The 12,986-nt window shown below is 59.6% G+C and carries 12 protein-coding genes; 2 read left to right on the forward strand and 10 right to left on the reverse strand.

The genetic code is table 11. From position 1 onward, the window contains the following. Positions 1-376: 376 nt before the first annotated feature. The 9 genes from J7E24_RS08500 to rpmH form a co-directional block, all read right to left on the reverse strand. Positions 377-1,669: a serine hydrolase gene (locus J7E24_RS08500; RefSeq protein ID WP_215137139.1), complete on the reverse strand. Its 1,293-nt coding sequence runs from the start codon at positions 1,667-1,669 to the stop codon at positions 377-379. Positions 1,670-1,896: 227 nt separating this feature from the next. After that, a complete protein-coding gene (locus tag J7E24_RS08505; protein ID WP_215137140.1) occupies positions 1,897-3,108 on the reverse strand; it encodes a hypothetical protein in 1,212 nt (403 codons plus the stop codon). Between the two features lie 26 nt (positions 3,109-3,134). Continuing rightward, positions 3,135-4,445 (reverse strand): APC family permease, encoded by a 1,311-nt coding sequence (locus J7E24_RS08510; RefSeq protein WP_215137142.1) that lies wholly within the window; start codon positions 4,443-4,445, stop codon positions 3,135-3,137. 216 nt (positions 4,446-4,661) lie between these two features. Continuing rightward, on the reverse strand, positions 4,662-5,180 hold the full coding sequence (locus J7E24_RS08515) for a DUF2480 family protein (RefSeq protein ID WP_215137144.1): 519 nt from the start codon (positions 5,178-5,180) through the stop codon (positions 4,662-4,664). A gap of 30 nt (positions 5,181-5,210) precedes the next feature. Next, positions 5,211-5,906 (reverse strand): tRNA (adenosine(37)-N6)-threonylcarbamoyltransferase complex dimerization subunit type 1 TsaB, encoded by a 696-nt coding sequence (gene tsaB / locus J7E24_RS08520; protein ID WP_215137146.1) that lies wholly within the window; start codon positions 5,904-5,906, stop codon positions 5,211-5,213. Between the two features lie 137 nt (positions 5,907-6,043). Further along, entirely contained in the window at positions 6,044-6,592 is a 549-nt protein-coding gene (locus J7E24_RS08525) for a hypothetical protein (RefSeq protein ID WP_215137148.1), read from the reverse strand. 74 nt (positions 6,593-6,666) lie between these two features. Further along, a complete protein-coding gene (locus J7E24_RS08530; RefSeq protein ID WP_215137149.1) occupies positions 6,667-8,382 on the reverse strand; it encodes a S41 family peptidase in 1,716 nt (571 codons plus the stop codon). 80 nt (positions 8,383-8,462) lie between these two features. Then, on the reverse strand, positions 8,463-8,885 hold the full coding sequence (locus tag J7E24_RS08535; protein ID WP_215137151.1) for a ribonuclease P protein component: 423 nt from the start codon (positions 8,883-8,885) through the stop codon (positions 8,463-8,465). A 210-nt stretch (positions 8,886-9,095) separates the two neighbouring features. Then, on the reverse strand, positions 9,096-9,254 hold the full coding sequence (gene rpmH / locus J7E24_RS08540) for a 50S ribosomal protein L34 (protein ID WP_092743544.1): 159 nt from the start codon (positions 9,252-9,254) through the stop codon (positions 9,096-9,098). Positions 9,255-9,514: 260 nt separating this feature from the next. Between rpmH and J7E24_RS08545 the strand changes: the two genes are divergently transcribed. Together J7E24_RS08545 and J7E24_RS08550 are read left to right on the forward strand one after the other, a co-directional pair. After that, positions 9,515-11,266 carry a M61 family metallopeptidase gene (locus tag J7E24_RS08545; protein WP_215137154.1) on the forward strand — a complete coding sequence of 584 codons (1,752 nt, stop codon included), beginning with the start codon at positions 9,515-9,517 and terminating at the stop codon, positions 11,264-11,266. 361 nt (positions 11,267-11,627) lie between these two features. Beyond that, entirely contained in the window at positions 11,628-12,440 is an 813-nt protein-coding gene (locus J7E24_RS08550) for a hypothetical protein (RefSeq protein ID WP_215137156.1), read from the forward strand. Between the two features lie 125 nt (positions 12,441-12,565). Here the strand turns inward: J7E24_RS08550 and J7E24_RS08555 are convergent, their stop codons facing one another. Beyond that, the gene (locus J7E24_RS08555) at positions 12,566-12,871 is read right to left on the reverse strand and encodes a hypothetical protein (protein WP_215137158.1); all 306 of its coding nucleotides are present in this window, start codon (positions 12,869-12,871) and stop codon (positions 12,566-12,568) included. Between the last annotated feature and the right edge of the window lie 115 nt (positions 12,872-12,986).

Genomic DNA, 12,986 nt, shown 5'->3' on the forward strand with positions numbered 1-12,986 from the left:
CCCCTTCCGGTTGAAGCGGGCTGCAAAGGTAACTAATCCTTTTCGCTTTCTGCAAGACCCAAGCAAGAAAAAGTTTTTCTCTTTTCGGCCTTCCTGCTAGTGTGCGCCGCCTTTTCAGACAACTCGTTACGCCGGGGTGCAAGTGCTTCCGGTTGAAGCGGGGTGCAAAGGTAGTAAAACCTTGCCGACTTCTGCAACCCTGCAGGGCAACTTTTTTTTTACGGGCCGTTTCCGAGGAAGCCGCCGGCCCGACCGCGTTCCGGTTGGGGATGCAAAAGTGGGGCTTTGTGCCGGGTTACGCAACCCCAACGAGTAAAATAGCCGTATAAGGCCGCTTCTACTCACAGAATCAGCTACTTTCTTTTTACAAGAAACTTCAGCGGATAGTTTCTGACCGAGAGAATTCAGCCGGTATGTAGGCAATAGGCCTCTTTCGGGTGGCTTCGTAGCGGCGGATTTGCTGGCCTAATGCGGCGAGGAAAGGTAGACCTACCGTTTCGTATTCGTAGGTCCCATCATTTATAACACCATTCTTATTCACGTAGAGCACGGCGCTAAGCATAAATTCCGTTTGATTGGTGGAATCAGCAAAGTAGGCTACATCGGATAAGTAGCCGTGCGACATGCCTACTATATTATAGATGCGCAGGCCGGGCTCAGCGGCTAAGCCAGGTTGGCGACCATAGTAGAGGTACTTTTTGTAGGCGTCGAAATAGCGGGCGGGCTGGTAGAGTGAGTAACCGGAGCCGTGGGGCGTATGGTGCAGATAGTAGAGCAGGAAGCTGTAATCATCGGGGTTGAGCTGAAAACGCTGACTGGCAGGTACGGCCTCGGGAAAGTGCAGTGCCCGGAGCATATCGGTTATTGATTGCAACGGCAGGTAATTGGCCGTGGTGAAATCGTAGGGGCTAGGTACGATGCGGCCGCCAGCCTGATGGGCGCGGCCCTTGCTGACGCGGCCCAACGGGAAATTAAACGGCCGGGAGTTTACGGCAGCGGGCTGTTGGTAGCTAATCTGACCAGTGGCTGGGTTACGGAACTCGATGGGGTTGGTGTAGCGGTTGGCAGCGGTGTCGCAGGGGGCAAAGCGGCGCACGATGCGGGTTTCGGGGTAGCCCAACTCGGCCACGCGCTCATTGAGCGGGCGCTGACCTAGGAACTCGTATAAGCGGTTGTAGGCTTGGTTATCACTGACGAGCAGCATGCGCTTGGCATAGTTACCGACGGTATTGACGCGGTCGGAATCGGCTGATTGCACGTAGGGGGCAGGCGTTTGGCAGCGGAAGGCGGTGCCGGTACGCATGGGCGAGCGGCGCGAAAGGCCGGGCTGGTGTAGGCGGTTGAGCTTTTCGAGGGCCAAGGCCACGGTAGGCAGCTTCACGAGGCTGGCTGGGTTGAAGTACTGGCTGGCATCGAGCCGATACGTATGCTCGACAAAAGTAGGACGCTGCCGGGCGTCGCGGTTGATCTGGGTGTAGATAATCTGCAACTCGTATTCCCCGGCGCGCTCCACAACGGGCAGCAGGCGGGCATCGGCGCGCAGCAGGCTGTCGAGCAGGGGGCTGTCGGGGCTGCTCTGGAGTGGCACTTTTGACTCGGCTACCGGGCCAAAAGAAGTCAGCAGGGTTGAAAAAAAGCCGCAGGCAAGCAGGGCAAGAGGACGCATCATATACCTAAAGGTCGGCAAAAACTTTGCCTCCCTAACTAACCCTTCCTATAAGCACGCGATTAACTCTACCAGCTTAGCGAGCCTTTATATAAGGAGCGCCCCGGCAAACGGCCAGCGCCAGTGGTACTACGTTTCCAAAGACGGGGCTCCAGTTGCTGACCGATTCCACAAAAAAGCGCCGGGCTCCTGCTGGAACCCGGCGCGGCGGTTTTGGAGCAGCCTCCCTCCTACTCAGCTACGGGGCTGGCGCGGCGGGCTAACAACAGGTTGGAGTCGTTTTCGCGCCAGTTGTAGCCGGTACCGAAAGGCAGCGGGCGGGGCGGATTCGCCTTATCGGTATACGCGGCTGTCAGCTCGGGCTGGTACTGCTTGGCAAACAGGTTGATGGGTCGCTTGTAGGTGCCATAGTAGGTCAGCTGCCAATCGGCGGGCTGGAAGTACTTCATGGCAATACCCGAATCGTCCTGCAGCACGTAGTTGCTGCGTTCCAGCACCAGGTTGCGCACTTTGCTGAAGTAAGTTTTGTGCATCAGGTAGGTGGCCGACTTCACGTAGGTAGTCAGCGGGCCCAGGGTGCGCACATATTTGAGGGCTGCCTCCTGGGTCTGACCCAATTTCCAGTCGCTGATATCGGCCGAGAAGTATTGCACCGTTTTAGACTGGCCACTGGCGGAGCGCAGCTTCAGCTCGACGCCGGGCACTACTTTCGGGCCGGGCTTGCGAATAAGGGCCGAATCGGCCTCGGCGAGCTGGCCGTCGGGCAGGAGTTGCACGTAGCGCACAGCCTCTACCTGGTGGTTGGTGCGGGCGGCGAAGAGTAACATCAGCGGCAAGGCTCCATCCAGTTCCACCGATTTCAGGTTGACGGCCATTGAGTTGGTACGGAAGAAGCTGAAGTTCAATACCGACCACAACGACTCTTTGAGAGCCGGGAAAAGCTTGCTGTTTTCGAGGTTGGCGCGGCCGGGCACCGTGCCCACGGGTTCGAGGCCCAGCAGCACGTAGGTCTGGCTGCCGGGGAACATGGTAGTCACATTTAGCAGGTCGGGGCCACTGAAGGGATAGAAAATGGTGGGACTGGCGGCGCGCACCGAATCCAGCTCGGTGGCGGCCCAGGCTTCTATTTTGGCTGTGCGCGAGGCGTGGTACTGGGTCCAGCTTTTGTTGGCATCGATGGCATACGCCTGCCAGGCGGGTTGGGCTTGCAGCTTTTGCAGGTTGCTGCCTTGGCTTACAGGCAGGCCAGCCAAGTAGGCGGCCACATTGTGGATAGCCGCCGTATCGGGCGCGGCAGGCTTGGCCGACGCCACGGCTACAGCCGTGTCGGGCGCGGCGGTTGAAGGCGTAACGGGCTGTTCGGTTGTGGTGGTAGCAGGTTCGTTGCAGGCCGCCAGCAGCAGCAGGGTTGGCAGCAGGCGTTGAGCTATTGAAAAGCGCATTATTCTATAGAGGGGTTGAGAAGTTGTTAGTTTTTCCGCAGCCGGCTGAGGCCATACACCAGCAAGCCGGCCACCAGAGTAGCGAGGCCGTAGAGAGTTTCGGTGGGTTTGTCGCGGGCGATGTACCAGAGTGTCCAGCCGTTGAGCAGCAGAAACAGCAGCGGCGTGAGCGGGTAGCCCCAAGCGCGATAGGGCCGAACCAACTCGGGCTGTCGCACCCGCAGCACAAACAGGCCCAGCACCGTCAGGAAGGTGAACAGCGTCAGGATAAATCCGGCGTACACCACCACCTGCGCAAATGACGACTCCAGCACGAACAGCAGCGTGAGGGCCAGCTGAAACAGCAGCGCCCGCACCGGCACACCCGCCGCACTGCGCTTCGCCAGGAACCGCAGCGCCGGCAAATCCTCGCCCATCACTTGCACAATGCGGGGGCCGGCGAAAATCATGGAACTGATGGTGGATACGAGCAAGGCCGCAATCAGCCCGCCCATGAGCCGCCCGCCGCCCGGCCCGAACAGGCTGGTGGCCGCTACGAAGCCCACTTCTACCTGCCCTTTTAAGGCGCTGATGGGCGTGGAATACAGGAAAATGAAGTTCAGGGCTACATACAGCACCAGCACCAGCGCGGTGCCGGTTAGCAGAATCCGGGGCAGGTTGCGCTGGGGCTGGTCGATTTCGCCGGTCAGGTACACGGCCGCGTTCCAGCCCGAGTAGGCGTACGACACGAAGATGAGCGACACGGCGAAGGCCGGGCTCAGCAACACGCGCCAATCGGCCGGGCCCTGGGGCGCGAAGGCCAGCGGCTGGGGCGTGGCCACCAGCAGCCCGACGCCAATAAAGCCCACCAGCACCACCACCTTAATAGCGGTTACCGCCACCTGTAGGCGGCTGCCGGCCCGGCTGCTGATGCCATGCACCAGCGTCAGCAACAGCACCACGCTCACCGCCAGCAGCTTGGGCGGCAGGCCGGGCCACACGCTGGCGGCGTATTGCTCCAGGGCCAGCGCGGCGGCGGCCGTGGGCGCCGCGAAGCCTACCGTGGCCGATACCCAGCCCGACAAAAACCCCAGCGCCGGGTGGTAAATCTTCGACAGGTAGTGGTACTCGCCGCCTGAGCGGGGCATGGCAGCGGCCAGCTCGCCGTAGCTCAGCGCCCCGCACAGGGCAATAACGCCGCCTACCGCCCAGAGCATCAGCAGGGCAAACCCGCTCTGAATATCGATTACCTGAAAACCGAGACTGGTGAAAACGCCAGTGCCCACCATATTGGCCACCACGATGGAAATGCCGGTCAGGACACTGATTTTGTAAGCGGGGGCAATCGGTTGGCTCATGAAAGAGTAATTGGCAGGTCAAAGATGCGGAATTATGCATGTTTGGCCCGCACTCAGCCTGCGCCCCGTTTCCTGAAACCGCCCTCCAGATTTGAATGGGGAACCATTCGCGTCTTGTAATCAGTATGAAATCAACGAGAAAGCCCCCGAAACCTGCGCTTCGGGGGCTTTTCCTATAGTATTCATACTTAGCAGACCAGGCGTCTAAAGCCTCGACTAAACTGAAGCTACTTTGGGACGCTTGTAAAGCGGCACAGTACTGCACGGCTCGCCGTACATGATGCTGCTGGCAACGGGCAGCAGTTTCTGCATGATGGCCACGTAGGCGTAGGTGGGCACGGGCTTCTCGCCGCAGCCTTTAATCACCAGCTTGGCGTCGCGGTACTGCTCGGCGTCGATGCCGGCAATGGCTTCGTGGAACAGGTCCTGCTCCAGCGCGGCCAGGTCGCCGAACACGTAGTGGTGGGCGTGGCCCTGGAGCTTGCCGGCCAGCACCATGTAGGCCCAGGTGGGCACAATGGCATCCACGGAGCAGATGATGGCCACGTTCTGGCCGTCGTACTGGCTCCAGTCGTGGTCTTTCACAAAGGCGCGGAAGTCCTTTTCGCGCAGCATCAGGCCCTGGAAGAGGTTGTCCTTGATGTCGTACACCACCCGCTCGCCGGGGTGAATAAACTCTTCGAGGTTGAGCGTGACGAGGGCGCTTTGCGCGACGCGGTTGATGAATTCGTCCATGATAGTTAGCTGGTCAGGGTAAAGAGGAAGCTACTTTTTGGATGTGGTTGTGTACACTTCCTTCAGGTAAAACGGCTCGTAGTAGGCTACGTCGCGGAATTCCTGGCGCTGGTAGGCCTCCAGGGCCAGCTCGCCCACGGCCACGGCCGAAGGCTCGATGCCAGCCAGGAAAAAGGCGTTAGGCTGCCCGGTCATCAGCGGCTGGAACTTGGCGGCCCCGCTGCCAAAGAATAACACCGGCTGGGCGGCCATTTGTTCGGTTAGCGTGGTTTCGTCGAGCAGCAGCGGCGCGGGCGGCAGCACTTCGGCGCCATCGGCGCGGTAGAGGGCGGCGTACACCTCCATGCGGCGGGCATCGAGCATCGGGCAATACTGATACTGTTCGGGGCGGGCGGTGCGGCCCGCTACCTGCCGGGCCAGCGCGGGCAGCGTGCCCACGGCCAGCAGCGGCACATCGAGCGCGTAGCACAAGCCCTTGGCGGCGGCGGCCCCGATGCGCAAACCCGTATAGGAACCGGGTCCATCGGACACGGCTACGGCGGCCACATCGGCCAGCGAGTGCAGCGTGTTAGCTAACAGCTGCTCCATCAGCACGCTCAGGTGCGAGGAATGCGACTTGTCGAGCCGGAGCTCGGTCTGGCCTAACAACCGGCCCGTTTCGAGGTGGTGCAGGGCCACCGAGCAGATGGGCGACGAGGTTTCTAAAGACAGCAGCAACGAGGACATGGCGCAAAGGTACGGGCGCAGCCGGTAGCTGGTGCCCGGCGTGGAGGTAGTTGCCTTGGGCGAGCGTGTGGACTATGGGAACCGCCTGGGCTGGAAGGATGTATATCATCTCCCCAATTCACCAAGCACAAGCGCGACTACGCCATGGGTTCCGGTATCGGCTCATCGGTTGCCTGCTTGTCCAATTCAGCCTTTTCCAATAGCTTGTTCAGGCGAGGTTGGATAAACCAGACGCCCACTGGCCAGAAGAAATACAGCAGAAACCACTGAACAGTCTTCAGAGCATCGGGCCGATGGCCAGTTTCAACAGCATGCAGCAGCGAGGCCGGAAACCAGTGCACGTGCAGATACGCAAATACCACGTAAAAAAAGAACCACCCGCTAACTCCTTCAACATGCCAGCTTGTTGTGGAGATGTGGAAGTCCGGGTCTTCACTGATAACGCTATAGCCCCAGGCACCCAATACCAGAAAGCTGTCTACCAGCAGCCACGTACTGCTATACCCATCGTGCATGGGTCGCAAAGCCAGTAATTGGTTTGATTGCAGCACCAACCAAGCCACTAGCGACAAGGCACACAAATAACCTAACAAACTATCGGTAATAGTGTCTCTGGTGTACCATGACAGGAAATGAGGCGCTAGTAGCAGTAAGAATACTTGCCAGTGCTTGGCTCGCAGGACCATAAAGTATATGCTTTGTATAACAGAAAAGCAGCCCAAATTTAGGCTGCTTTTCTGTTATATCATATCTGATCTACTTACTTCCCGGCGCCACCGCTGCTGGTACTGCGCTTGGCTTCGGGGCGAGTTTTGGCCTCCGTGGTGCCGGGGCGCAGCAAAGCGGTATAGCGGGGCTGGTCGTTGAGCACACTTAGGGCCAGCAGAATGTTGGGGTCGTCGTCGAAGCTGGCCTCGATGCTGCCCTTCTGGAAATAGTAGCGCGACACGATTTCCTGCTCCAGCAGCTCCCGGATTTCGGGCTTGAAGCGTGTCAGGTCGTTGGCTTTATTGGTCGTGACTTTGCGGCGGGTGGCTTCCAGTTCGGTTTTCACGTCGTCGTAGTGCTTTTCGGCCTTGAGCTTCTTGGTGAGGCTGGTCAGGGTCTTCTCGGTTTCTGTTTCGTAGCTGACGTCCTTGCCTTTGAGGTAATCGACAAACTGCTGATAATCGGCATCGGTGAGCTTGAACTGCCGGGCCGCTGCTATGCTGGGGTGCTGGGCCCGGTAGCGGGTGGCATAGTCGAAAAGGTAGCTTTTCTGGAGCAGCACCCGGGTGATATCGGCAATTTCGCGCTCCTGCACGGCCACATCGGGGGCCACGCCGCCACCGTCGTACACGGCGCGGCCGGCCTGGGTTTTAAAGGCCGTGCGCAACGAGTCGGGCACTTTGCCCAGCGTACCGCCCTCGGCGCGGTGCGTGTAGTCGATTTCCTGGATGCAGCGCCCGCTCGGGATGTAGTATTTGGCGGTTGTTACCTTCAGCTGCGAGTTGTAGCTCAGCGGCCGGGTGGCCTGCACGAGGCCCTTACCAAACGTGCGCTCACCCACCAGCACGGCCCGGTCGTAGTCCTGCAGCACGCCCGACACGATTTCTGAGGCCGAAGCCGAGCGGTTGCTCGTGATGACGACCATCGGAATCTGAGTGTCCAGCGGCACATCGAGGGCCTTATACGTCTTGTTCCAGTCGGCCACCTTGCCCTTGGTGCTCACAATGTCGCGGCCCTTGTCCACGAACAGGTTGGAGATGTTGACGGCCTCGTTGAGCAGACCGCCGGGATTGTCACGGATGTCGAAAATCAGCTTTTTGGCCCCCTGCTCCTTGAGCTTAGTAACGGCCAGCCGCACTTCCTTGCCCGCATCCACCGTGAAACCGCTGAGCTGGAAGTAGCCGATTTCAGGTGTCAGCATGCCGTAGTAGGGCACATTGTCTACCTGGATTTTGTCGCGGGTGATGTTAATTTCTACCGGAGCCTCCTGGCCGAAGCGGGTCACGAGCAGCTTCACCACCGAGTTGGCCTGGCCTTTCAGCAACTTGCTCACATCGGCATTCGACTTCTTCTCGACCAATACCCCGTTGATGTTCAGGATTTCGTCGCCGGGCAGCAGGCCGGCTTTCTGGGCCGGATACCCTTCGTAGGCAGCCTGCACCACGGTTTTGCCGTTGCGCTTGCTCACTACCGCCCCAATGCCGCCGTACTGCCCGGTCGTCATCGTGCGGAAGTCCTCAATGTCGTCCTCGGCAATGTAGTTGGTGTAGGGGTCGAGCGACTTAAGCATGGCGTCGATGCCCGTTTTCACCAGCTTGGCCGGCGGCACCTCGTCTACGTAGTAGGTATTCACCTCCTTGAAAAGGGTGGCGAAAATATCGAGGTTCTTGGCAATTTCGAAGTACCGCTCGTTATCGGCCGGCCGGAAGGATACGAGCAGGGCGGCTCCACCCAGGAAAGTGGCCGCCAGAATAGACTTTTTGCGCATAGAAGGAACTGAATAACAACACAACGGTGCGGCACTGCCGGAACGTTCCGGTTGGCCTGCTGCGATGCGCGTCGGTTACATTAGGAACCGCTGCCGACGCCGGGAGTTGCACCGGCATCTGTCAGTAAACGCTCCAGCCCTGAATTTAGCTTTTTTTCGAGCAGCGCCAAGGGCTTTTTTTCCTTGCCGGTATAAATAATGGCCAGTTGGGCCACCCGATGGCCACCTTCGGCTTCCACGAGCCGGTATTTATTGAGGCGCCAGGCCTCGCGCATCAGCCGCTTGAGGTAATTGCGGTCGACAGCCCGCTTGAAGTTGCGCTTGCTCACGCTCACCAGCACCTGCGGCGGTGCGGCGGTGGGCTCGGGCGCGGCCAGCCACACCAGCCGCAAAGGGTATAAACCAAAAGAAGAACCCCGGCCGAAAAGCTCATCGATAAGCTTTTTGCGGCACAGATGTTCTTCTTTCGGAAACGAGTAATTTCTGGCTGTTGGCTCGCTCACGGGCAGTTGGTTTTAGAATTCGGGCCGAATGCCATAGCCCTGTAGCGCGAAGCTTCCGCTTCGCGTTTCGTTGTCGAGTGCCCTATTGCGGGTAATCGTTCAGCGAAACGCGAAGCGGAAGCTTCGCACTACAGCCCAGCGCCTCGAAAACTACGGAAGCGCGGCAATAAAAAGCTAGTCGCTATCAGCCAAAGGCTAACAGCTAAAAGGCTACCGCTTATGACGGCCTTCGTCGGATACGGTCAGGCGCTTGCGGCCTTTGGCCCGGCGGCGAGCAATTACATTGCGGCCGTTAACGGTTTCCATGCGCGAGCGGAACCCGTGCTTGTTGCGGCGCTTGCGCTGCGAGGGCTGAAAAGTACGTTTCATGGTATTGGTGATTGACTCAGTTACAACTAGGGCGGGCAAAGGTAGCGCACTGATTTTAAAAAGACAAGTTGCCGGGCACAAAACCTGCTAGCAACTTAGTTGCCGAACCCTGTAGCGGCGGGCCGTGGCCCTGCCCGCCGTCCGCACTGTGTCCCGACAACCATGCAACGACGCCAACGGCGGGCGGGGGCAAGCCCCGCCCCTACCAGTTCAAACAACCAGCTGCCCGTACCTTCGTTACCCTCCCAAAACTGATATCCATGCTACACTACCACGTTTCCTTCGATAACCCGCTTACCGCTTACCTCCAGATTCAGATGACATTTGAGGTGCCCGCCGCGGCCACCGAACCGCTGGAGCTGCAGTTGCCGGCGTGGCGGCCGGGGCGCTACGAGCTGCAGAACTTCGCCCAGAAGCTGCAGCATGTGGTGCTGGAAGATGCCGCGTCGGGGGAGGCATTGGAGGCCCGCAAGATTACCAAGGACCGGTGGCAACTGAGCGGCGCGGCGGGCCGCATGGTGCGGGTGCGCTACAATTTCTATGCCCACCAGATGGACGCCGGTGGCTCCTGGCTTGATGAAAGCCAGCTCTACCTCAACCCCGTGCAGGCGTTCATGTACATCGAGGGCCGGCAGAACGAAACCTGCCAGCTGCTGCTCGACATTCCGGAGGACTGGCAGATTGCCTGCGGGCTGCCCCAGCGCGGCCCCCGGCTGCTGGAGGCCCAGAGCTTCGACCACCTCGCCGACTCGCCCCTGATTGCCAGCCCCACGCTGCAGTACCGCAACTACGAGGTGCAGGGCGTCCCGTTCTATATCTGGGTGCAGGGCGAGTGCCCCATTGATTGGGCGCGGCTGGTGCGCGACTTCCGGGCCTTCAGTGAAGAGCAACTGCAGCTGTTTGGGGGCTTTCCAGCGCAGGACTTTCACTTCCTGAACGAGATTCTGCCCTACCCCCACTACCACGGCGTGGAGCACCTCAACTCGACGGTAATTACGCTGGGACCGGGCGAGTTGCTGATGAGCGACGGGCTGTATAAGGAGCTGCTGGGCGTGAGCAGCCACGAGCTGTTTCATGTCTGGAACATCAAGAGCATCCGGCCTGTGGAGCTACAGCCCTACGATTTCAGCCGCGAAAACTACTTCCGCACCTGCTTCGTGGCCGAGGGCCTCACTACCTATTATGGCGACTACCTGCTGGCCCGGGCCGGCGTGTTTTCGGCCGCGCAGTATTTCCAGGAACTGAATGGGGTGTTGCGCAAGCACTACGACGATTACGGCCGCTACCACCTTTCGGTGGCCGATGCCAGCATGGACCTCTGGCTCGACGGCTACAAGCCCGGCATACCCGACCGCAAGGTGTCGGTGTACCACAAGGGCGCGCTGGCGGCGTTGCTGCTCGATTTAACCCTGCGCCAGCTTTCGGGCCACCAGAAGAGCCTCGACGACGTGATGCGCCAACTCTGGACCGAGTTCGGCCAGACCGGCACGGGGTATACCGAGGCCGACTACCAGCGCGTGGTAAACGAGGTGGCCGGGCGCAGCATGCAGGCCTATTTCGATAAGTTCATCTATGGCACGGCCCCGCTCGAAGAGCCGCTGAACCGGGTGCTGGGCTTTGTGGGCTGCCGGCTACTGATAGAGGAAAACGTTTCGGCCGCTGAGGGCATCTACGGCTTCCGGGCCGTGTTGCGCGAGGGTCGCACCGAGGTAACCAGCATCCTGCCCGATGCCCCCGCCGCCCTTGCCCTGACCGTGGATGATGAAATAGTGGCCGTAAATGGCCGCCGCGTGGCCCAGAACCTGCATACGCTGCTAGCCGACGGCGCCGACCGCCACGAACTGACGGTATTCCGCCAGCACCGGCTGCTAACGGTAGAATTGCAGGCCGACCCGGCTCACCGCTTCTGGCAGAAGTTTACGGTAGAGAAGCTGACGACGGCTACGCCCGAGCAGCAGGCCAGCTTCAGGCAGTGGCTAAAACAGGATTTCCAGCTCTCAACCAACTCCTGAGAGTTACGGGCTGGCTCTTGCGTAACCCAGGTTGCAGCATAGCTTACCGAGATGCAGGCGGCTTTAAGACGCCTGCCCGGCCGGCAGTTTGCCTTACGGCAGAAACAAAGCTGGGCAGGTGTTGAGAATGTTGGGGTTATCCCCATGATTTCCGGCCGTACCATGCGTAACGAGCGGGCGGTTTTGGTATCTTTGCAAAACGGATTCTGCCTGGCTGGTAAAATTCAGTTTCGTCTGTGTGGCTCCGCCTCACCCTGCCCCCGCCGCCGGCTTTTAGGCACTTAGTAGCTTGTTTCTGTCCTTCCGCTTCCTATCTGCCCGACAACGCCGCGTCTTCCGAATCACCTCGACCCTGCCCGTCATGTTCCGGTTTCGTACTGCCGCCGCTGCCTTGCCCCTGGCACTGGCGTTGCCGGCCTGTTCGTTGCGGATGCAGCCGGCGGAGAAAGCCCGCCCAAACGTTCCGCTGCTGGCACAACTGGCCCCGGCCCCTACACCACCCCGTATCTATCGGCTAGAGCGGCTCGATACACTGGTACAAGTATCGGGGCGGGTGCTGCGCATTCATCCGGCGTCGCGCCCGGTGTATGCGCAGCTGCATAGCCCTGCCTGGGTGGTGGCCAAGCCCGCTTCGGCCGAGGAAGAGGAGTCGTTTCTGGATTTCACGGCCGAGGAGCGGCAGCGGCTCACCAAGGCCGGTCCAAAAGTAGTGCGCGCCGGCCGCACCCTGCACCTGCGCCCCGGCAAAGCCGCCGAGCTACGGCTAACCAACAAGCCCGTAGATGATGAGCGCTACATTGCATATGAGTATGTAGCTGCGCTGCCCGAAATCCGGCAGTGGCTGCTGTCAGTGCACCTGTACGAGGGCGGCTACTTCATGCTCATCGACCAGCGTACCGGTCGCCGCACGCAACTGATGGCCGCCCCCGTTATTGCGCCCGACGGTCGTCATTTCGTATGCGGCAACTCCGACGTGCTGGCTCGTTTCGAGCCCAGCGGCCTGCAGCTCTGGAGCCTCGACGAAGCAGCTCCGCGCCTGCTCTGGGAGCGGCGAACCGAATGGGGCTGCACCCAGCCCCGCTGGCTCGACAACCGCACCATCCTTTTCGAGCAGGATTTCTTCGACAAAGGCGACGTAGATACGCGGGTAGTCCGGCTCCAGGTTCTTCCTTAAGCTGTTAGCTGAAAAACGAAAGGGAGCCACACTCGGCTGAGTATGGCTCCCTTTTTTAGTAAGGAGGAATTGAGACTCCTAAATAAAAGCGAACAGCTGGTAACTCTTCGCTAACGGTTTAAACGCTAGTTATCTTGACTGTTGTCGCTGCCATTGCCGGCTTTGGCGTTGCCATCAACGGAGGCAGGCTTGTTATTTTGAGGGTTGCTACGCGGCTTGTTGTAGGGCGCCTGCGTGGTATCGTTGAGGTTGCCGCCGGCCGTGTTGCCTTTGGTGGGGTTGCCGTCCTGGGTTACCGAGTTGCGGCTAGGGTTCTGCACCACCGAGTTGTTGCTATCGGTATTGGCGGGGTGCGTGTTTTCACCGCTGCCGTCGGGGTTTTGCAGATTCGGTACCTCGGGGTTCTCTTTATACTGCGTGTCCTTGCTCATGACTTTAGGATTTTACGAGTGGAAAGAAGGTTTTTCTGTTTTGCGGCGCATGGGTAAGATGCAGAAGCGACAGGGCTGATTTCAGCCAGCCCAAGTGCATTTCGGACGCTTTCGC

It is taken from the genome of Hymenobacter sp. ISL-91, from assembly GCF_018613725.1.
Taxonomy (GTDB): Bacteria; Bacteroidota; Bacteroidia; order Cytophagales; family Hymenobacteraceae; genus Hymenobacter.